The 20,922-nt window shown below is 58.2% G+C and carries 19 protein-coding genes and 1 tRNA gene; 16 read left to right on the top strand and 4 right to left on the bottom strand.

Annotated elements, in window-relative coordinates; translation table 11 throughout:
- Window positions 1-6 precede the first annotated feature (6 nt).
- Window positions 7-594, bottom strand: a complete 588-nt coding sequence (locus tag H1Y61_RS11310) for a deaminase (protein WP_156547807.1) — start codon at window positions 592-594, stop codon at window positions 7-9.
- 274 nt (window positions 595-868) lie between these two features.
- On the opposite strand from H1Y61_RS11310, the gene cysG reads away from it, so the two are divergent.
- From cysG to H1Y61_RS11260, 10 genes are all read left to right on the top strand, one after another.
- Entirely contained in the window at window positions 869-2,326 is a 1,458-nt protein-coding gene (gene cysG, locus H1Y61_RS11305) for a siroheme synthase CysG (protein ID WP_180572665.1), read from the top strand.
- 2 nt (window positions 2,327-2,328) lie between these two features.
- Entirely contained in the window at window positions 2,329-2,643 is a 315-nt protein-coding gene (locus tag H1Y61_RS11300) for a DUF2849 domain-containing protein (RefSeq protein ID WP_070164641.1), read from the top strand.
- A 116-nt stretch (window positions 2,644-2,759) separates the two neighbouring features.
- A complete protein-coding gene (locus H1Y61_RS11295) occupies window positions 2,760-4,433 on the top strand; it encodes a nitrite/sulfite reductase (protein ID WP_180572664.1) in 1,674 nt (557 codons plus the stop codon).
- An 11-nt stretch (window positions 4,434-4,444) separates the two neighbouring features.
- Entirely contained in the window at window positions 4,445-4,951 is a 507-nt protein-coding gene (locus H1Y61_RS11290) for a DUF934 domain-containing protein (protein ID WP_174110738.1), read from the top strand.
- 240 nt (window positions 4,952-5,191) lie between these two features.
- The gene (locus H1Y61_RS11285; protein WP_180572663.1) at window positions 5,192-6,004 is read left to right on the top strand and encodes a ferredoxin--NADP reductase; all 813 of its coding nucleotides are present in this window, start codon (window positions 5,192-5,194) and stop codon (window positions 6,002-6,004) included.
- A 117-nt stretch (window positions 6,005-6,121) separates the two neighbouring features.
- The gene (locus H1Y61_RS11280; protein ID WP_180572662.1) at window positions 6,122-6,826 is read left to right on the top strand and encodes an SDR family oxidoreductase; all 705 of its coding nucleotides are present in this window, start codon (window positions 6,122-6,124) and stop codon (window positions 6,824-6,826) included.
- 257 nt (window positions 6,827-7,083) lie between these two features.
- Window positions 7,084-8,193, top strand: coding sequence for a septal ring lytic transglycosylase RlpA family protein (locus H1Y61_RS11275; RefSeq protein WP_180572661.1), 1,110 nt, complete (start codon window positions 7,084-7,086; stop codon window positions 8,191-8,193).
- A 206-nt stretch (window positions 8,194-8,399) separates the two neighbouring features.
- The gene (locus H1Y61_RS11270; RefSeq protein ID WP_235680706.1) at window positions 8,400-9,572 is read left to right on the top strand and encodes a D-alanyl-D-alanine carboxypeptidase family protein; all 1,173 of its coding nucleotides are present in this window, start codon (window positions 8,400-8,402) and stop codon (window positions 9,570-9,572) included.
- Window positions 9,573-9,793: 221 nt separating this feature from the next.
- A complete protein-coding gene (gene tmk, locus H1Y61_RS11265; RefSeq protein ID WP_180572660.1) occupies window positions 9,794-10,459 on the top strand; it encodes a dTMP kinase in 666 nt (221 codons plus the stop codon).
- 1 nt (window position 10,460) lies between these two features.
- Window positions 10,461-11,483 carry a DNA polymerase III subunit delta' gene (locus H1Y61_RS11260; RefSeq protein ID WP_180572659.1) on the top strand — a complete coding sequence of 341 codons (1,023 nt, stop codon included), beginning with the start codon at window positions 10,461-10,463 and terminating at the stop codon, window positions 11,481-11,483.
- A gap of 13 nt (window positions 11,484-11,496) precedes the next feature.
- Here H1Y61_RS11260 and H1Y61_RS11255 read toward each other — a convergent pair whose 3' ends face one another.
- Window positions 11,497-12,270, bottom strand: coding sequence for a sulfite exporter TauE/SafE family protein (locus tag H1Y61_RS11255; protein WP_180572658.1), 774 nt, complete (start codon window positions 12,268-12,270; stop codon window positions 11,497-11,499).
- 211 nt (window positions 12,271-12,481) lie between these two features.
- Here H1Y61_RS11255 and metG point away from each other — a divergent pair, with 211 nt between their 5' ends.
- Genes metG through H1Y61_RS11235 form a run of 4 tightly spaced genes read left to right on the top strand, consistent with a single transcriptional unit; the run spans window position 12,482 to window position 17,490 of the window.
- Window positions 12,482-14,059 carry a methionine--tRNA ligase gene (metG, locus tag H1Y61_RS11250; RefSeq protein ID WP_180572657.1) on the top strand — a complete coding sequence of 526 codons (1,578 nt, stop codon included), beginning with the start codon at window positions 12,482-12,484 and terminating at the stop codon, window positions 14,057-14,059.
- 3 nt (window positions 14,060-14,062) lie between these two features.
- Window positions 14,063-14,845 carry a TatD family hydrolase gene (locus H1Y61_RS11245; RefSeq protein WP_180572656.1) on the top strand — a complete coding sequence of 261 codons (783 nt, stop codon included), beginning with the start codon at window positions 14,063-14,065 and terminating at the stop codon, window positions 14,843-14,845.
- Between the two features lie 7 nt (window positions 14,846-14,852).
- Window positions 14,853-15,671, top strand: a complete 819-nt coding sequence (locus tag H1Y61_RS11240; RefSeq protein WP_180572655.1) for an MBL fold metallo-hydrolase — start codon at window positions 14,853-14,855, stop codon at window positions 15,669-15,671.
- Between the two features lie 34 nt (window positions 15,672-15,705).
- On the top strand, window positions 15,706-17,490 hold the full coding sequence (locus H1Y61_RS11235) for a chloride channel protein (protein WP_180572654.1): 1,785 nt from the start codon (window positions 15,706-15,708) through the stop codon (window positions 17,488-17,490).
- 44 nt (window positions 17,491-17,534) lie between these two features.
- On the opposite strand, the gene H1Y61_RS11230 is transcribed toward H1Y61_RS11235, so the two are convergent.
- Window positions 17,535-17,610 (bottom strand) — tRNA-Lys (locus H1Y61_RS11230).
- A gap of 295 nt (window positions 17,611-17,905) precedes the next feature.
- Here H1Y61_RS11230 and H1Y61_RS11225 point away from each other — a divergent pair.
- Complete coding sequence (locus H1Y61_RS11225; protein WP_174110750.1) at window positions 17,906-18,652, top strand: cytochrome c biogenesis CcdA family protein; 747 nt, start codon at window positions 17,906-17,908, stop codon at window positions 18,650-18,652.
- A 23-nt stretch (window positions 18,653-18,675) separates the two neighbouring features.
- On the opposite strand, the gene H1Y61_RS11220 is transcribed toward H1Y61_RS11225, so the two are convergent.
- Window positions 18,676-19,884, bottom strand: coding sequence for a UbiH/UbiF family hydroxylase (locus tag H1Y61_RS11220; protein ID WP_180572653.1), 1,209 nt, complete (start codon window positions 19,882-19,884; stop codon window positions 18,676-18,678).
- A gap of 197 nt (window positions 19,885-20,081) precedes the next feature.
- Here H1Y61_RS11220 and pcsA point away from each other — a divergent pair, with 197 nt between their 5' ends.
- Complete coding sequence (gene pcsA / locus H1Y61_RS11215) at window positions 20,082-20,807, top strand: phosphatidylcholine synthase (protein ID WP_180572652.1); 726 nt, start codon at window positions 20,082-20,084, stop codon at window positions 20,805-20,807.
- Window positions 20,808-20,922: the final 115 nt, after the last annotated feature.

Here is a 20,922-nt window from a genome sequence, read left to right as displayed (position 1 = left end):
GAAAGATCAGTTTAGCGGAATGTCGTTGCCGCTTTTGGCCGATTGATACTGGCCGGACAGATTGCCATAGAGGCCACGGATCTTCTGGGCCTGGGTCAGCAGTTCACCACGAATGGCATCGTCTTCCACTTCAATCATGTCGTTGATAGCGAAACTGTGCCAGAAGGCATTCTGTTTGCGATAGCCGCCGGGCTCAAGTCCGAACACTTCCTTCAGAATTTTCAGGTCATGAGGAATGGCGAAGGCATCGCGGCTATCTTCATGGCTGAAGAAATAATAGAAATTGTCGAAACCGGCCCAGGTGATTGCCGACATGCACATGGTGCAGGGTTCGTGGGTGGAGAGAAAAATCAGCTCTGATGTCGGTGGGCGCTCGCCCAGTTCGTAAAAGCGCTTCAGTGTATGAACTTCGCCGTGCCAGAGCGGATTTTCCAGCTCGTTATTGGTTTCCGCCAGCACCAGCGACAGGTCCGATTTGCGCAAGATTGCCGCGCCGAAAATCTTGTTGCCGTCGGCCACGCCTTTTTCCGTCAGCGGGATGATGTCCTGCTCGATCACGTCAAGCAATCTGGCGGTGAGATTTTGATCGGTCATGATGGGCGGCGCTCCTTGAAATTCGTCTTTGTCGTTTCGGCAAAATCGGTGGACACTTTTGCCGGACAAACTCGCAGCGCATTTAGCGGCAAGCAAGGGCCAAGGGAAAGCCTTCCTCTGCGTATTGATTGAAAATTGCCGGGACGGGTTGGTTTTGCTCTTATCTTCAAATGCGTTAGGATAGAAATATCGATGCTGTCGGGAAGGCAGATTCGTGTTTCTTCATAGGAGCGTTGTTTTCCCGGATAATGGCGAGATAACAAGGAATGGGTCTTTGAGCATCGAGTCTGACAAGCTGGCGGTTTTTCCGGCATTTTTTCGCGTTTCCGGCGCGAAATTGGCTGTGTTCGGCGATGGCGACGAGGCGTTTGCCAAGGCTAGACTGATCGCCAACACCTCTGCGACCATCATTGCCTTCACTCGGGATCCAGCCCCTGCATATGCAGCCTTTCTGAAGCGTAAAGCCATCGAAATCGATCCATCGCCGTTTTCTCCTGATCTGCTGGCGGGGATGAAAATGGTTTTTGCCGCGACCGGTGATGGCGCGGCGGATCGGATGATTGTTGAAGCGGCAAGGCTGCAAAAAATTCCTGCCAATGCCGTCGATCAGCCTGACTATTGTGATTTCTATACACCTGCTCTTGTTAATCGTGCGCCGATTGCGGTGGCAATTGGCACGGAAGGCGTGGGGCCGGTGCTGGCGCAGATGATCCGTGCCGGGATCGACCGGCAATTGCCGAGATCGCTCGGCAAGTTGGGTCGGTTGGCCAACAGCTACCGTCATGCCGTTGACAGATTGGTGCCACGCGGCGTTGCACGCCGTTTGTTCTGGCGTTCTTTCTTTCAAGGCGACGTGGCTGATGCCATGGAAGGTGGCGATGTGAAGGCTGCACGTCGCCGCGCGACAAAATTGTTAAAGACGGCGGCCAATACCGTGCCGGAAGGTCGGATCTTTCTGGTCGGGGCAGGGCCGGGGGCGGAGGACCTGTTGACCCTTCGCGCCCATCGGCTGATGATGGAAGCCGACGCCATTGTTTATGATGCGCTGGTGCCACAAGCCGTTGTCGATATGGGAAGGCGTGATGCGGACCGCATTCCCGTCGGCAAGCGCAAGGGCTGTCATTCCAAGTCACAGAGTGAGATCAATGATCTCCTCGTTTCGCTTGGCCAAGCTGGAAAACGTGTCGTGCGGCTGAAATCCGGTGATCCCTTGATCTTCGGTCGGGCAGGTGAGGAAATGGCGGCGTTGCGCGATGCCGGTATCGCCTATGAGATCGTGCCCGGTGTTACCTCTGCGCTGGCAGCGGCTGCCGATTTTGAATTGCCCTTGACCTTGCGCGGCGTATCCTCTTCGCTGGTCTTTACCACCGGCCATGACCTGACTGGCGATGTTTTGCCCGATTGGGCGCGGTTGGCGCTATCAGGTGCAACCGTGGCCGTCTATATGGGCCGCACGGTGGCTGCATCCGTGGCTGAACGGCTGATTGCCGGTGGTCTGGCGCAGGACACGACGGTTGCCGTGGTGGAAAATGCCGGGCGCGGTGACCGCAGGCTGCTGCATGGTACACTGAGGGAATTGCCGGGTCTGGAAGGCATGACGGAATTGACTGGGCCGGTTATGGTCATTATCGGCGATGCGGTGGCGGGTGCGAATTTCGAGCGGTCGATGCCGCTGGCGCAGGCGCGCCTTGCCCTGGCAAATGTCGATCAACAGCAGATGACGAGGGTTTGACAATGGCAGAAAAAGTCTTGACCGCCAACCGCTTGAGCGATGGCATCGCTGTCTGGCTCGATGCCTCCGGCCAATGGGTGGAAGACCTGCAATCGTCGCTGGTTGCCCGTCATGCAGAGGCTGTCGCGGCGCTGGAAGCCAGCGGCAAACGGGACTTTACCAATAATCTCGTTGTTGACGTCGCTGTGGTCGATGTGGAAGAGCGGGATGGAAAGCTCTGGCCGCTGCGCCTGCGTGAGCGTATTCGCGCCGCAGGTCCGACCATTCCCTATGCGGATGGGCATGGGCATGCCGATCCTGATTTTGTCGCCGTCTAAAGTTTATCAGGGAAAAGTGGGACCCGGTTTTCCCGAAAGATAAACGAAAACAAAAAAGATCTAGAGTCTGTTTGGTTCAATCTGAACCTGACCGACTCTAGAGCCTGAGGAAAGACATGTATCGTTACGATGAATTTGACCATGCCTTTGTTGCGGCCCGCGTGGACCAGTTTCGCGATCAGGTAAGTCGCCGCTTGTCCGGCGAGTTGGCGGAAGATGCGTTCAAGCCGCTTCGGTTGATGAACGGCGTTTACCTGCAACTGCATGCCTATATGCTGCGCGTCGCCATTCCCTATGGCACGTTGAACGCCAAGCAGATGCGGATGCTGGCCCATGTGGCGCGCAAATATGACCGCGGCTATGGTCATTTCACAACACGCCAGAACATCCAGTATAACTGGCCGAAGCTGTCGGATACGCCGGATATTCTGCAAGAGCTGGCCAGCGTCGAGATGCACGCGATCCAGACCTCCGGCAACTGTATCCGCAATGTCACCGCCGACCATTTTGCCGGTGCAGCGCAGGATGAGGTTGCCGATCCACGCCCCTACGCTGAAATCCTGCGGCAATGGTCTTCGGTCCACCCGGAGTTTTCCTTCCTGCCGCGCAAGTTCAAGATTGCCGTGACCGGGGCTGAGCGCGACCGCGCCGCCATCCAGGTGCATGATATCGGCTTGCATGTGAAGAAGGACGCGAGCGGAAATCTTGGCTTTGCCGTCTATGTCGGCGGCGGTCAGGGCAGAACGCCGATGATTGCCAAGAAGATCAAAGATTTCCTGCCCGAAGAAGACATGCTGTCCTATATCACCGCCATTGTGCGGGTTTATAATCTGCATGGTCGCCGCGACAACAAATACAAGGCGCGGATCAAGATCCTCGTGCATGAAACCGGCACGGAAGAACTGACCCGCCAGATCGATGCGGAATTCGCAAACCTGAAGGACAGTGTTCTGAAGCTGCCCGATGCCGATATTCGCGCCATCGAGAGCTATTTCGCCCTGCCTGAACTGGTTGAGCGCCCGGAAGGCTGGGAAGTTCTGGCCAAAGCCAAAAAGGCCGATGACGGCTTTGCTACCTGGCTTGGGCAGAATGTGCAGCCGCATAAGCATCCCGATTACGGCATGGTGACGATTTCGCTGAAGCCGATCGGCGGCATTCCCGGCGATGCCAGCGATGCCCAGATGGATCTGGTGGCGGATCTGGCCGAACGCTACGGCTTTGACGAAATCCGCGTCAGCCATGAACAGAACCTGATCCTGCCGCATGTGGCGATGGCCGATCTGCCAGCGCTCTATCAGGCACTGTCCGGTGCTAATCTTGGCACCGCCAATGCGGGCCTGATCACCGACATTATTGCCTGTCCCGGGCTGGACTATTGCGCGCTGGCCAATGCCCGCGCCATTCCGGTGGCGCAGGCAATTTCCTCGCGCTTCGGCTCCCAGGCGCGCCAGGCGGAAATCGGTGAGCTGAAAATCAAGATTTCTGGCTGTATCAATGCCTGCGGCCATCACCATGTTGGGCATATCGGTCTGCTGGGTGTGGAAAAGAAGGGTGCGGAGCTTTACCAGATCACGCTGGGCGGATCGGGTGATGAAAACTCGTCCATCGGCGAAATCATCGGTCGCGGTTTCGAGCCGGAAAAGGTGACGGATGCGGTGGAGACGGTGGTCGATACCTATCTGGCACTACGCCTTGATCCGAAGGAGACCTTCCTTGAGGCTTATCGCCGTGTCGGGCCAAAGCCCTTCAAGGAAGCCCTGTATGGCGGCGCATCCGCCGAAGCCGCCTGAGGAGCGCGATCATGACCCGTATCTGGACCGAAACCGGTTTTACCGCGCAGGACATCTGGCTGGAGGAAACCGAAGAGCTGAAGGTGGCTGAGGGCCAGAAAGCGCTTCTGCCGCTGGACGCCTTTATCGCTGCGGCTGAAGACAGCAATGCCGTCGATCTCGGCGTGGTAATCGCGCCAGCCGATGACGTGACGAAGCTGAAACCCTATCTCGACCGTATCGCCATCATTGCCGTGAAATTCCCGGCCTATAACGACGGGCGTGGCTTTAGCCATGCTTCGCTGTTGCGCGACCGGCTTGGTTATCAGGGCGAATTGCGGGCGGTGGGCGACGTGCTGATCGATCAGGTGCCGCTGATGCTGCGCACCGGCTTTAACAGCTTTGCTGTTACCAATACGGTGGCGCTGAAACGGCTGGAAGAGGGGCGTCTGCCGGGGATTGCCAATCATTATCAGCCAACTGCCCGGCCAGCTGCTGAGGTTGGCGGTTATAGCTGGCGCCGCCGGTCGGCTTCTTGACGCCGGTCTACTCATAAGGAACGATGTAATGGCCTTGCTGCGCGTCTCGCCTCACTGTCGGTTGCACGCTTTCTGTTATCCGGAAGGCGTGCTCTGCTGCGGTTTATGATCGCATCCGCGTGTGGCCTCTGGCCATGCTTGGGATTTTACAGTAACAGGCCCGCCAAGGCGGATAATGCATGGCCGAATACGCCCTGATGCGCGGCGGTTCAACATGCGATTTGAAGGACTCGAACGCTGATGAATGCTCCTGCAAAGACCGATAATGCCGAACTGATCGTCCCGGAAGGCGTCTATGCCGAAACGGTGCTGAGCGTGACGCATTATACCGACCACCTGTTCCGCTTCCGGATGACCCGGCCTGCCGGTTTTCGTTTCCGTTCGGGCGAGTTCGCGATGATCGGCCTGATGGTGGATGGCAAGCCGCTCTACCGCGCCTATTCCATCGCCAGCCCGTCCTGGGACGAGGAACTGGAATTCTTCTCGATCAAGGTGCCGAACGGACCGCTGACCCAGCATTTGCAGCGGATTAAGCCGGGCGATCGGGTGCTGATGCGCAAGAAGCCGACCGGCACCCTGGTGCTGGACGCGCTGACGCCCGGCAAGCGGCTTTATATGTTCTCGACCGGCACCGGCATTGCGCCCTTCGCCAGCCTGATCCGCGACCCGGAAACCTATGAGAAATTCGAGGAAGTCATCCTCACGCATACCTGCCGCGATGTCGCTGAGTTGAAATACGGATTCGACCTGATTTCTGAAATCAAGGCCGATGAGATGCTGAGCGAAATCGTCGGCGACAAGCTGAAGCATTACGCCACCGCCACCCGCCAAGATTACCCCTTCATGGGCCGGATCACCGACCTTATCGAAAACGGCAAGCTGTTTACCGACCTTGGCGTCCCGGCGCTGGACGCGGCCATTGACCGTGGAATGATCTGCGGCTCGACAGCGATGCTGAAGGACACCAAAGCGCTGCTGGAAAAGGCCGGGCTGACTGAAGGTGCGAACAACAAGCCAGCTGAATTCGTCATCGAGCGGGCGTTCGTTGGCTGATTTTCGGCGCTGTATCGTCGAGACCGAGTTTCGTGCGTCAGTGTTTCTGCCGCACGAACGCATTATGGCGGGCTGCGCTACTGCATAATTTTCCGGTTAGCCCTTGGGAGAGATATGATGTCCGCAGAGAAAGTTGCTGTCGTTACGGCTGGCGGAAGCGGCATGGGAGCCGAATGCGCCAGACGTCTTGCCGGTGATGGCTACAAGGTCGCCATCCTGTCATCTTCCGGCAAGGGCGAGGCGCTGGCGACTGAGCTTGGCGGTATTGGCGTAACCGGGTCCAATCAATCCAATGACGACCTGGCGCGTCTGACCGATATCACCATGGAAGCCTGGGGGCGGATCGATGTACTGGTCAACAGTGCCGGTCATGGCCCGCGCGCCCAGATCATCGAGATCACCGATGAGCAATGGCATATGGGCATGGACGTCTACCTGTTGAACGTCATCCGTCCTGTCCGTCTCGTCACACCCATCATGCAGGCGCAAAAATCGGGCGCTATCATCAATATTTCCACCGCCTGGGCGTTTGAGCCTTCGTCGATGTTTCCGACCTCGGCAGTGTTTCGCGCCGGTCTTGCCGCCTATACGAAGATTTTCGCCGATACCTATGCCGCGGACAATATTCGCATGAACAATGTTCTGCCGGGCTGGATCGACAGCCTGCCCGCAACCGAACAGCGTCGGGATGCCGTTCCAATGAAGCGATATGGCACAAGCGCGGAGATCGCCGCGACCGTCGCTTTTCTGGCGTCCGAGGGCGCAGGGTATATCACTGGTCAAAATCTTAAAGTGGATGGTGGATTGACCCGGTCGGTATGACCGTTTGGAGGGGATGTCCGTCTCCGCTTAACCCTTCATTAACCATAACTCGAACTATTCCCCCTAACGTCTTAACCATAATCGCATTTTCGCCATTTTATCCCCATTTCTATTGTGGCACAGTCCTGTGTCACTTCGGGGGACTAAAATTTGACATTTATTCTTTGCAATGGCCGCGTCGCGGTCCTGATTGGTGTGTCGGTGCGATGACGGTAAAAATGGTTTTGCAGCGGCGTTCAGTTTCCGGATGTTTGCGGATGGCATGGGTTGTTCTGGCGGGCGTGGCGGTGACGTCCTGTGGCGCAAACCATGATGTGAGCAAGGTCAGCACGACCAAGAAACGCAGCAAGGAATATTTTGCCGAATCCGCCTATGGCGTGAAGGCTAGCCCGCGAGTGGTGGAAAATGGTCCTGTGCCGAAGGGCGGCGGTCGCCGTCTGGTTGGGAACCCCTACGTGGTGGCAGGCAAGGTCTATAAGCCGCGCGAAAACCCAAATTACGAAGCCTCCGGGCTTGCCTCCTGGTATGGCTCGGCTTTCCATGGTCGCTACACCGCCAATGGCGAAGTCTATGACCAATACGGCATTTCCGCCGCCCATCCGACAATGCCATTGCCCAGCTATGCTCGTGTCACCAATCTCGATACCGGCAGTTCGGTCATTGTCCGCGTCAACGATCGTGGCCCGTTCCACGCCAATCGCCTGATCGACCTTTCCGACAAGGCAGCCGAACTTCTTGACGTTAAGGGCCATGGCACGGCCCATGTTAAGGTCAAATATGTTGGCCCAGCCGACATGACGGGACATGACATGCCCTATCTGATGGCGTCTTACGTCCGCAAGGGCCAGCGCGTTCCCGGCGTCGATCCCTTCGGTGGAGGCCAGATCGCCAGTGGCGTGATGGTGGCGTCGAATGCGCCGCAGCAGAATTTCTTCGGCCGTTTCGCAGGCCCGGCCAGCGCGTCTGCACCGCAGCCGAAAACGGCCAAACCGGTTATTGCGCCGGCGTCAGCCTCGGCTTACGGCAGCAACTCCTATCCGGTTTCCGCCAGTGCCAATGCACCGCGCCCGGTCCAGCGTCAGCCGGTCGCCGTATCGCGGCCAGAACCGACCCGCATTGAACCGACCCGCGAATGGCAGGCTCCGGCCATTGCCTCCGCTGAGCCGATGCCGCAGCCGCGCAATGCTGCCAGCACCGGCGTTGCTCGCCGGGAGATGGCGCCTGTGGCCGCACCGCAGCCGGTTCGTGCCACTGCGACCCGTCAGAAGCCGGTGGCGGCACCGTCTGGTGGCGGCCTGCCGCCCGGCTGGCATGTCGGCCCGGCTCCTGTGACAGCCAATGCCTATTCCAATCCCAATGAAGGCTGATCCCAACTGGCGCTGGTGAGGCTTGCTTGAGCCTTCCTCTCGCCGTTTTCAAGGGTAGACGCCTTCCTCCATAAAACCTATCCATTATAGATGCCGGTGGCGATTCTCGCCCTCTGGCATCTTATTATTGGTGAAGGATGGCGATGCATATCGGCTTGCCGGTCACAAAGCGCTTTTGGGCGTATGCTGGATTATACGATAGAAAGATGCTTGTGCTGCTTGCGGCGCTTTTCTACGGCGTAAGTCTTCAGACCGGCGCCTTTGCGCAAGGAGCGGCAGCCGACGCGGCAACGCCCGCCGTCTATGCCACCGAGGCCAAGCAGGTCCTGCTGATCGAGGCGGAAACCGGCAGCGTGCTGTTTGAAAAGAACAGCGATCAGCCCTTTACCTCGGCCTCTCTCTCCAAGATGATGGTTGCGGAAGTGGTGCTCGATGCGCTGAAATCCGGTCGTCTGACGCTGTCCCAGGACTTTCCCGTTTCCGAATTTGCCTGGCGCACCGGTGGCGCGCCGTCGCGCACGGCGACGATGTTTGCTGCTGTGCGCTCGCGCGTGCCCGTGGAGGCGCTGCTGAAGGGCGTCATGGTGCAAATGGCCAATGATGCCTGCCTGATCCTTGCCGAAGGCATGGCTGGATCGGAGCAGGGTTTCGTCAAGCTTATGAATGAGCGGGCAGCGGCGCTTGGCCTGAAGGACAGCCATTTTGCCAATGCAACCGGTCTTCCTGACCCCGGTAATAAAGTCAGCCTGAGGGATATGATCACGCTGGCGCAGGCGCTCAAGACCAATTACCCGGATCTCTATGCGCTCTACGCCCAGCCGGATTTCGAATGGAACAAGATCTTCCAGCGTAATCGCAATCCGCTTCTCGGCCAGTCACCCGGTGTGGATGGCCTGGCGGCAGGGTTTGCCGAGGGGGAAGGTTATTCCATCGTTGCGTCCGCCCAGCAGAACGGCGTGCGGCTCTATCTGGGCCTGGCGGGCAGCGAAAGCGACAAGACCCGGCAGGAGGATGCGGCAAAGGCACTCGCCTGGGGCTTTTCCGCTTTTGAGAAGCGCCGCCTGTTCGAGGCGGGGCAAGTGATCGGTGAGGCCAGCGTTTATGGCGGTGAACCGGCGCAAGTGCCACTGGTGTCGCCGCAGCCGGTTGATGTCTATCTGCCGGTTGGCGCGAGCGATAAGCTGGAAGCCAAGGTGATTTATCCCTGGCCATTGCGTCCCGGCGTTGCGCAGGGCCAGCAGGTCGGACATTTGAAGGTGTTGCTTGGCGACAAGCTGCTGCGCGACATGCCGCTTCAGGCCGCGTCACCATCGACGCTGGGCTCGCTGGTCAAACGTACCCGTGACGCATTGGTGGAACTGCTGTTTTCCTGGGTTTGAACCGACAGAGGTTTCCGAGGGCGCAAGCTTACGTTACACAGCGGTTCTAGAGTTTGTCAGGGAAAAGTGGAATCCGGTTTTCCCGAAAAGACAAACGAAAACAAGAGTAGCTAGAGTCTGTCTGGTTCAATCTGAATCTGACAGACTCTAGAGCATCGGACCGAAACGTGGGGACCGTTTTCCCGTCCGGAAACACTCTAAACAGGAAAGAAAGCGGATCAGTGTCGGTTGGCAGCGGATTATTCGTAACATTCGAAGGCGGCGAGGGGGCGGGCAAGTCCACCCAGATCAGGCGTTTGGCGAACGCGCTGGAGGCACTCGGCTTTGCCGTCGTCACCAGCCGTGAACCGGGTGGCTCACCCTGCGCCGAGGCCTTGCGACATGTGCTGCTGTCGGGGGCCGCCGAGCCGTTCGGGGTGGAAATGGAGGCCATTCTGTTTGCCGCTGCCCGCAATGACCATGTCGAAGCCCGGCTGCGTCCGGCGCTGCTGCGGGGCGATGTGGTGCTTTGTGATCGGTTCATGGATTCCTCGCGGGTCTATCAGGGCGCAACCGGCAATCTCTCTTCAGCCTTTATCGAGCGGCTGCAAGCGATTGCCGTTGATGGCGTGGTGCCGGACCTGACGATCATCCTCGATCTGCCAGCCAATATTGGATTGGCGCGGGCCAAAAACCGGGCCGGGGCTTTGGGAGAAGATGCGCCGGACCGTTTCGAGAAAGAGGAAATCGCCATTCACGAACGCCGCCGCGAGGCTTTTCTGGCCATTGCGCGGGCCGAGCCTGGGCGTTGCAAGGTAGTGGATGCGCGCGCCGGGATCGAGAAGATCGCCGAGGAAATTTTTGCTGCCGTGAAACCACTCCTGCCTCACAACAATGGAAGGCGCTAGAATGGAAAAGCCCGGCCTTCTCGATGGCGCCATTGCGCCTTTTGCCAATGACAGGCTGTTTGGCCATGGCGCTGCGGAACAGTTTCTGGCCAGTTCCTACCAGTCCGGCAAGCTGCATCATGCAATCCTGATCGAAGGGCCGGAGGGGATCGGCAAGGCAACGCTGGCCTTCCGTTTCGCTCATCATGTTCTATCGCATCCCGACCCCGCCAGCGCGCCCTTCGTCCTCGCCGACCCGGACCCCAATTCGCTGGTTGGGCGGCAGATTGCGTCCGGGGCCTCGCATAATCTCCTGCATATTGCCCGGCCGGTGGATGAGAAGACCGGCAGGGTAAAATCCTCGATTACCGTGGAGGAAATCCGCAAGGCTGGTCATTTCTTTTCCCAGACCTCAGGTGGTGGCAATTGGCGGATCGTCATCCTCGATCCCGCCGACGACATGAACCGCAATGCCGCCAATGCGATTTTGAAAGTGCTGGAGGAGCCGCCGAAACGCTCGCTGTTTCTGGTTCTGTCCCATGCGCCGGGCAAGCTTTTGCCCACCATCCGCTCACGTTGCATGCCGCTGAAACTGCAAACGCTTGGCGCGGACGATTTGGCAAGCGCGCTGGCGCATCTGGGGGTCTCACCACCTGTAGAGCAGATGGCGGCGCTTTCTGATCTCTCCAAGGGCAGTGTGTCGCAGGCGTTGAAACTGATCAATTACGGCGGCATGGAAATCATCGCGGCCTTCAATGCGATCCTCGCCAGTGAAGGTCCGGCGGCAAGAAAACAGATGCACAAGCTGGCCGATGCACTTTCAGCCAAGGACAGCGACGTGATCTACCATTTCTTCATCGAGCATCTGTCCGAATTCTTGATGGACAATGCGCGGCAGGTGGCGATGGCGGGCGATCTTGCCCGGGCCGAGCGGCTGTCGCGGCTCTCCAGTGCTATTATCGAAAAGCTTGGCGTGGCCGGGGCCTATAACCTCGACCGTAAGCAGACTCTGCTGGAAATTCTTGGCGAGGTCGCGGCTGTATAAGCTTGACCGGGTTCTATAGCGCGATCAGCTTTGCTGCGACGACGACCAGAATAACCGCCAGGATCATTCTCACCGCTTTTTCCGGCAGACGTGGTGCCGCGTAACTCCCCATGACGATGCCGGGAATGGAGCCGATCAGTAGCGAGCCCAGCAGCACCCAATTGACGTCGCCGATCACCCAGTAGCCGATGCCGCCGATCAACGTCAGCGGAATGGCATGTGCGATATCGGAGCCGACGATATCGTTGATGGCAGCGCGTGGGTAGAGAAACAGCAGCACGGTCACGCCGATGGCCCCAGCGCCAACCGAAGTCAGCGTGACCACGGCACCCAGCACCAGGCCAAGACCGAAGGTGCCGATTGCAATGGTGCGTGGGCTTGGGCTGCGATGGGCTTGAAGCCATTTGATTTCATAGCGCATCAGCAGATCGCGAAACAGCAGGATGAGTGCAGTGATCATCAGCATAATGCCGAGGCTGGTGGTCAGGAGATCAGTGGAATGGGCGCTTTTCCTGTCAACGCCGCTCATCAGCCAGAGCGTCACTGAGGTTGCCGGAATGCTGCCCAGTGCCAGCAGGCCGACCAGCCGCCAGCGGATATGCCCATGACGATGATGCACGGCAGCCCCCGCCATCTTGGTGATTGCCGCATAGAGAAGGTCGGTTCCCACCGCGGTTGCCGGGTGAATGCCGAACAGCAGCACCATCAATGGCGTCATCAGCGAGGCGCCGCCAACGCCGGTAATACCAACCAGAGCCCCGACGAAAAAGCCTGAAAGCGAAACCATTGGATCGAATGAAAAATCGGTCAGAACGTCGCCTCCTCGGATTCGGACAGGGCCGATGGAAGCGATCTAGCGAAAGGAATGCACGCCGGTCAAGGCGGCGACCTCATGCGCAAAGCGCGTGGCCGAGAAACTTGTTGTTTCGCAACGCGGCGACATGCGCTAAGAGCGGCGGACATTCCTGATCGATAAAGCGGACTGCAAGGGCCGACCCATGAAAGATACGTTCTACATCACCACCGCCATTTCCTATCCGAACGGCAAGCCGCATATCGGCCATGCCTATGAGCTGATCGCCACGGATGCGATGGCGCGCTTCCAGCGGCTGGATGGCAAGGACGTGTTCTTCCTGACCGGCACCGACGAACATGGCCAGAAAATGCAGCAGACCGCCCGCAACGAAGGCATTGCACCTGAGGAACTGGCGGAGCGCAATTCCGGCGAATTCCGCGCTATGGGCAAGTTGCTCAATGCCTCCAACGACGATTTCATCCGTACCACTGAGCCGCGTCACCACGCCGCCAGCCAGGAAATCTGGAAGCGGATGGAGAAGAACGGCGATATCTACAAGGACAGCTATGCGGGCTGGTACTCGGTACGCGACGAGGCCTATTACGCCGAAGACGAAACCGAGCTTCGCGCCGATGGCGTTCGCTATGGGCCACAGGGAACGCCGGTGGAATGGGTGGAGGAGGAAAGCTATTTCTTCAAGCTCGCGGCCTATGAAGACAAGCTCCTGAAGCTCTACGAGGATCAGCCGGATTTCATTGGCCCCAATGAGCGCCGCAACGAGGTGATGTCCTTCGTCAAGTCCGGCCTCAAGGACCTGTCGATTTCGCGCACCACTTTCGATTGGGGCATCAAAGTGCCCGGCGATGACAAGCATGTCATGTATGTCTGGGTCGATGCGCTGACCAATTACGTCACCGCAACCGGCTATCTGACCGATGAAAACGGCCCGCGCGCCAAATACTGGCCAGCAGACGCCCATATCATCGGCAAGGATATCATTCGCTTTCACGCCGTCTACTGGCCGGCTTTTCTGATGTCGGCTGGCCTGCCGTTGCCCAAGCGGGTCTATGCGCATGGCTTTCTTCTCAACAAGGGTGAGAAGATGTCGAAATCTGTCGGCAATGTGGTGGACCCGGTCAATCTGGTCAATCACTTCGGCCTGGATCAGGTGCGGTTCTTCTTCCTGCGGGAAGTGTCGTTCGGTCAGGACGGTTCCTATTCGGAAGAGGGGATCGCCACTCGCATCAATGCCGATCTCGCCAACGGCATCGGCAATCTCGCCAGCCGTTCGCTGTCGATGATCGCCAAGAACCTCGACGGCAAGGTGCCGCAGCCCGGCCCTCTGACCGATGCCGACGAGGCTATTCTCGCCACGGCGGATGAAGCGATTGCCATCTGCCGCGAGGAAATGTCCCGCCAGCAGATCCACAAGGCTGTGGGCGCGATCATGAACATCGTCAACGAAGCCGACCGTTATTTCGCCGCCCAGGCCCCTTGGGTGCTGCGCAAGACGGATGTGCCGCGTATGGAAACCGTGCTGTATGTGACGGCGGAAGTGGTGCGGCAGATCGCCATCCTGTTCCAGCCGATCATGCCTGATAGTGCAGCGAAGCTGCTTGATCTCGTGGCGATTGCGCCGGATGATCGGGTGTTCGCCAAGTTGGGGCAAGCCGGTCGCCTGACGCCCGGCACGGAGCTTCCTGCCGTCTCACCGGTCTTCCCGCGCTACATTGCCCCAGATGCAGACAAAGCAGCAGACAAAGCAGCAGACAGGGCCTGAGTGATGCTGATCGATACCCATTGCCACCTGGATTTCGCCGATTTCGAGGAAGAGCGCGACGAGCTGGTGAAGCGCGCCCATGACGCAGGCGTCAAGCAGATGGTGACGATCTCCACCCGCGTCGCCAAGCTTCCGGCGCTTTTGGCGCTGACCGAGCGCTACCCTTCGGTATTCTGCTCGGTCGGCACCCATCCCAACAATGCCAATGAAGAGCTGGAGATCGCTGCGGACGATCTGGTGCGGCTGGCCGAGACGCATGAGAAAGTCGTTGCCATCGGCGAATGCGGCCTGGACTATTTCTACGATACCCAGACGCCTGAGGACCAGAAGACCGGCTTCCTGCGCCATATCGAGGCATCGCGCCGCACGCAATTGCCACTGGTGATCCATAGCCGCAGCGCCGATGACGACATGGCGCAGATCCTGCGCGACGAGACGGCCAAGGGTGTGTTTCCCTTCATTCTGCATTGCTTTTCGGCTGGCGAGGCTTTGGCGAAAACCGGCGTCGAGCTGGGCGGCTATATTTCCTTTTCCGGCATTCTGACCTTTCCGAAATCGCAGGAGCTGCGCGATATCGCCAAGGAAATTCCTCTGGATCGCCTTTTGGTGGAAACAGACGCGCCGTACCTTGCGCCAAAGCGCTGGCGTGGAAAACGCAACGAGCCCTCCTATGTCGTCAATACGGCGGAGGTGCTGGCCGAGGTCAAAGGCGTCAGCTACGCCGAAATCGCCGCGATCACCACGGATAATGCATTGCGACTGTTTTCGAAAATGCCAAGGCTTTGAGTGACCGATGACCTATCTCCGCCGCTTCACCATTCTGGGATGTTCATCCTCGCCGGGCGTGCCGCGGATCAATGGTGACTGGGGAGATTGCGATCCGTCGAACCCGAAGAACAGGCGCACACGCGCGTCTTTTCTGATCGAGCAGATCGGCCCGGATGGCGGCAAGACCGTGGTTCTCGTCGATACCGGTCCGGATTTTCGTGAACAGATGATCCGTGCGGGTGTCCAGTCGCTGGACGCTGTCGTCTACAGCCACGCCCATGCCGACCACTTGCATGGCATCGATGATCTTCGCGGCTATTCCTTGATGCAGCGCGGACGCATTCCGATCTATGCCGAGCCGGAGACCATGCGTCGGATAGAGACGGGGTTCGGCTACTGCCTGAAGACCCCTGATGGTAGCAATTATCCACCCATCGTCCGTCCCCATATCATCGAGGACATGAACCAGCCGGTTGAGATCGATGGCGCAGGCGGACGCATTGCGCTCTTGCCGCTGGAACAGCAGCATGGCGACATTATTTCACTCGGCTTTCGCATTGGTGATGTCGCCTATTGCAGCGATGTCAGCGATTTTCCAGAGAAAACCGTGCAGCGTCTGGCCGGGCTGGATGTGCTTGTTATCGATGCCCTGCAATACAGGGAGCATCCGAGCCATCTGTCCCTGTCGCAATCGCTAGCCTGGATCGAATCGCTTGCCCCGAAGCGGGCGATATTGACCCATATGCATATTCCACTCGATTACGAGACCGTCCTGCGCGAAACGCCTGACCATGTCGAGCCGGCGTATGACCAGATGCAATTTGAGCTCACGCTGCCGGCCTGATTTCTTGAAAACGTGGCGCGGGCCAGGATAGACGATGTTGAACAAGCCCTTTCAATCTCCCAGCACGGCCAGCTTTCTCAACAATCTGAAAGCCTCCCGGCTTCAGGCGCTGCTGCGGCGGGGCGAGCTGGGGCTGGTGGTGCTGGCCGCCATTATCGGCATACTCGCGGGGTTGCTGGTGTCGCTGGTCAGCTTCCTGAGCGCTAGCCTGCATTTTCTAATCTTCGGCGTTGAGGGCACGTTGAGTGGCAGCGGCATTACCGGGCCTATCGTGCTGGGCGGTCCTATTATCGGCGGCGTCATCCTCGGCGTCATTGTCTTCATTCTGTCCAAAACCCGTAAAAAACCGATGGTGGACCCCATCGAGGCCAATGCGTTGCATGGTGGACGGTTGTCGCTGACCGACAGCATCATCGTTTGTGTGCAGAACATCATTTCCAATGGCTTCGGGGCCTCGGTCGGGTTGGAGGCCGGTTACACCCAGATCGCCTCCGGCTTTGCCTCCAAGCTTGGCGTCAAGCTGAAGCTGCGGCGCGGCGACTTACGACTGCTGGTCGGCTGCGGGGCCGCCGGTGCGATTGCCGCGGCTTTCGATGCGCCATTGACCGGCGCCTTCTATGCGGTTGAACTGATCATTGGCTCCTATACGGTCGTGACGCTCGCCCCGGTGATCGTCTCGGCACTGGTGGCAAAAATCGTTACCAGCCAGATCGGCGGGCAGGGGCTGTCCATCGATATCGGTGCGGTTGGTAACATCACCCCAATCGATTACCTGCCCGCCGTCATGCTCGGCATCGTCTGCGCGGGCGTTGGCATCGTCCTCATGCAGGCCGTTTCCTTCATTGAGGAAACGGCGCGCAAAAGCTTTATCTCGCAGCCATTCAGGCCGATGATTGGCGGAATCATTATCGGCCTTCTGGCGCTGGTTTCCCCGCAGGTTCTGGCCGGTGGCCACGGCGCGCTGCATATCAACCTCAATACCCAGAGCAGCCTTTATGCACTGGTTCTGCTGTTCGTGCTCAAATCCATTGCCAGCGCCATCTCCATCGGCTCCGGCTTTCGTGGTGGCCTGTTTTTCGCCTCGCTGTTCATGGGGGCGCTGCTTGGCAAGATCTTCGCCTTTGGTGCCATGCTGTTTCCAGCGGTGACGCTGACGCCGGTGATTTATGCGGTGGTTGGCATGAGCGCCTTTGCCGCCGCCGTCATTGGTGGACCGCTGACCATGACCTTCCTGGCTCTGGAATTGACCGGCGACTTTCCCATCACCGCGCTGGTGCTTGCCTCCGTTATCACCACCTCGCTGGTGGTGCGGGTGTCGTTTGGCTATTCCTTCGCCACATGGCGTTTTCACCTGCGCGGAGAAACCATTCGCAGCGCCCAGGATGTCGGCTGGATACGCGACCTGACGGTGGCCAAGATGATGCGCGCCGATGTCCGCACCGCCAAGCTCTCCATGGGGCTTGAGGAATTCTGCAAGCAATTTCCCCTAGGTTCGACCCAGCGTGTGATCATGGTTAATGACGACGGTCGCTATGCCGGTATCGTGCTTTTGCCGGAAATCTATGCCGATCCAATGGATCGTGAGAATGAGAGCCGCAGCCTGGAAACCTATCTGCGCTATACCAAGGATGTGCTTTTGCCGACCATGAACGTCAAGCAGGCCGCCGCCATCTTTGATTCCACCCAGAGCGAAGCACTGGCCGTCATGAATGATCGTGTGCAGAACCGTCCCATCGGCTTGCTGACCGAAAGCCACACGCTTCGCCGCTACAGCGAAGAACTTGACCTCAGACGCCGTGAGGTTGCAGGCGAGTTTTAACCTCTTAGGGGGCCAAGATGATGTGGTGGGATCTTCTAGGAAAGTGGTGAGCGCGCAGGGATTCGAACCCTGGACCTACTGATTAAAAGTCAGTTGCTCTACCGGCTGAGCTACGCGCTCCCGAAGCGGAGCAAATGCCCCTCTGGAAGTGCGCGGACCATATGCAGGGCGGTGTTTTCGGTCAACCCAAAAAAACAGCTTTTTTCACATTTTCACCAGAGGTTTTTATGGCTCTGGCAAAAAGGTGATTGGCACGTCATTGCCATCGGGGCTACCACACCGATAGAGCATCGAACCGAAAGTTAAGAACCGGTTTTCGGACAACTCCGATGCGTAAACTAAAATTGAGAGCATCGTGCTGATTCCGATTTTCTGCACGATGCTCTAGAATTTGGTGCTGGGCGGTGAGGACATTGTGACGATTGCTGACATTCCATTTCTGACGGCGCTTGTGGCCGGGACCTTGTCCTTTCTGTCGCCCTGTGTTTTGCCGCTGGTGCCGCCTTACCTCTGCTATATGGCGGGGGTCAGCGTCGAGCAGTTTCGCGGCGAGGCGGTGGCGGTTGACCGGCGGGCGCGCTCGGCGGTGATTTTTTCGGCCCTGTGTTTCACCCTGGGCTTTGCCACGGTCTTCGTGGCGCTCGGGGCAGGCGCTTCCTCCATTGGCATGATGTTGCGTCAGCATCTCGATCTCCTGTCGAAGATCGGCGGCTTGATCATCATCGTCATGGGGTTGAATTTTCTAGGCCTGTTTCGCATCGGCCTGCTGGCCCGCGAAATGCGCTTTGCAGGTGGCGGCAAGCCCGCGACCCTGACAGGGGCCTATGTGATGGGGCTAGCCTTTGCCTTTGGCTGGACGCCCTGCATCGGCCCTGTGCTGGGCGCGATCCTTGCGGTTGCGGCGGCCCGCGATACGGTTGGGCAGGGGGCCGTACTGCTGGCGGTCTATTCGCTGGGGCTTGCCATTCCGTTCTGGATCGCCGCAGGCTTTTCAGGAGCATTCATGCGGTTTCTCACCCGGTTTCGCCGTCATCTCGGTCTGGTGGAAAAGCTCATGGGGCTGCTTCTGGTGGCAACCGGGCTTGCCTTCATATTCGGCTTTGTGTCCGATCTGGCGATCTGGTTTCAGCAGAGTTTTCCGATCCTGTCGCGGATCGGATAAACAGGAATTTTCTAAATCACGGTTCAAAATCGCGATTTGATCTTGTCGCGGATCATCTGCGGAAACGCGCCGAAGCCACAGCCCGGTGCAACGCCCTCGCGCATGGCGAAATGGCGCAGCGGTGACAGGTTTGAGAGAAGATGAATGCCGGCAGCGCGCACCATTTGCACCGGCAGGAAGGACGACAGCAGCGACCTGTTGAGAAGATCGACGCTGGCAGTGCGGCTCCAGACATCCACCTTGCGGCGGCGATCGAAGCGGTCGCCCAGCGTCGAGCCGAGTGGCTTTTGCGGCTCATGCCCAACAAGATCTTCCAGGACCATGATGTCGCGCAGGCTGAGATTAAGACCTTGCGCGCCGATGGGCGGGAAGGCATGTGCCGCCTCACCAATGAAAACGGCGCGGCCCTTGCCGTAGCGGTTAGCGCTCATGCCTGAAAGCGGCCAGACCTGGGCTGGTGCCTCGACCGTGACTTGACCCAGAAGCGACTGCATGCGCGCTTCGACCAGAGCGCTGAGATCGTTGAGCGGCAAGGATTTCAGCCGTTCCGCTTCCTCAGGCTCGACCACCCAGACCAGGCTGGAACGATTGCCTTTGAGCGGCACCTGGGTGAACGGCCCGGTTTCCGTATGAAATTCGGTCGAGACATTGTTGTGGGGCAGGGTGTGGGTGAAATTCAACACCACGGCCGTTTGCGGATAGGACCAGGTCCGCACCGCCACATCTGCCGCGCCGCGCGTCATTGAGTGCCGGCCATCGGCACCGACCACCAGATCGCATTCGATAACCGTGTTATCGGCAAGTGTTACGCGAGCATTTTCCTGGGAGAAATCAATGGACGCAGCCTGTTGATGCAAAACGGTAAGGTTGGATTCGCGTGCCAGGGCAGCATCGAACACATCGAGAAGATCGCTGTTTTGAAAATTATAGCCGAAGGCGGCCAGCCCGATTTCGGAACTGCGAAACGCGACGGGCGGCGCGCGCAGCAGTCGCTTTGTGCCATCGATGATCTGCATGGTCGAAAGCGCTTCACCTTGGGATTTGAGCTCTTCCCATAGGCCGAGACGGTCGAGAAAGCGGATGGATTGATCCATCAGAGCCGTGGTGCGGCGATCTTTCGGGCGGGTATCCCCGGCAACCAACGTTACCTTGCGCCCGCGTCGGGCCAGTGCCAGTGCCGCGACGGACCCAGCCAGACCTGCGCCAATTACCGTGACATCGACCGTTTCCATCGTTTTCTCCCTGCATAGGTTCATGTGCAAAATAGGGTGTCGGATGCTGAAAATCCATGGGCTTGCGTGGCGCTAGCGAATGGCATTGTGTCGCGGCATGGCGCTGGAAATCGGGTAAAGCCCGGAAGAAAGGTTGCATTTGGGGCAGATTCGGAGAATATCCCCCAACCGATCAAAGGGGTTTTTACCGGCGGATTATGAAGATTTTCAACTATAAGCGCGTACCCTATGCAGAGATGCGCGCGTTTTCCGTGCATATTCTGACAGCCTCCGGCTCGTTCCTGGCATTTTTGGGCGTCGTCGCTGCGGCGGAACATCGCTTTGTCGATATGTTCTGGTGGCTTGGCCTGGCGCTGGCCGTGGATGGTATCGATGGACCGATTGCCCGCAAGGTCAAGGTCAAGGAGGTCCTGCCCAATTGGTCAGGCGATACGCTCGATAACATTATCGACTATGTGACCTATGTCCTGCTACCCGCTTTTGCGCTTTACCAGAGCGGTATGATCGGCCAGCCCTGTTCTTTCGTCGCTGCCGGAATGATCGTAGTGTCCAGCGCCATCTACTATGCCGATATGGGCATGAAGACCGACGAATATTTCTTCTCCGGCTTTCCAGTCGTTTGGAATATGATCGTTTTTACCCTGTTCGTCATCGATGCCTCGGCAACGACCGCGATGGTCGTGGTCGGCATTTCCGTGGCGCTGACCTTCCTGCCGATCAGCTTTCTGCATCCCGTCCGGGTCAAGCGGCTGCGACCACTTAATCTGGCGGTGTTTTTCCTGTGGTGCGGATTGGGGGGTGCGGCGTTGCTGATGCATTTCCAAACGCCGTCTTTCCTGGTCATCCCCTTCATTATTAGCGGCATTTACCTCTATGTGATTGGTGGAATTCTCCAGGCTTTTCCGTCGCTTGGCCGTAGTTGAAAATAATACTCTGCCTTAAAAACGGGCAAGACCCAAAAAATAACCTTTCCGGTAGTTGTAAGCGGCAATAAAACCGGTATCAATACGATCAGCAATCTATACTTCACGCAGGGTC

The organism is Agrobacterium vitis (genome assembly GCF_013426735.1).
GTDB lineage: Bacteria > Pseudomonadota > Alphaproteobacteria > Rhizobiales > Rhizobiaceae > Allorhizobium > Allorhizobium vitis_D.
Note: the sequence above shows the minus strand (reverse complement) of the source record. Positions and strands in the feature narration are given on the sequence as shown.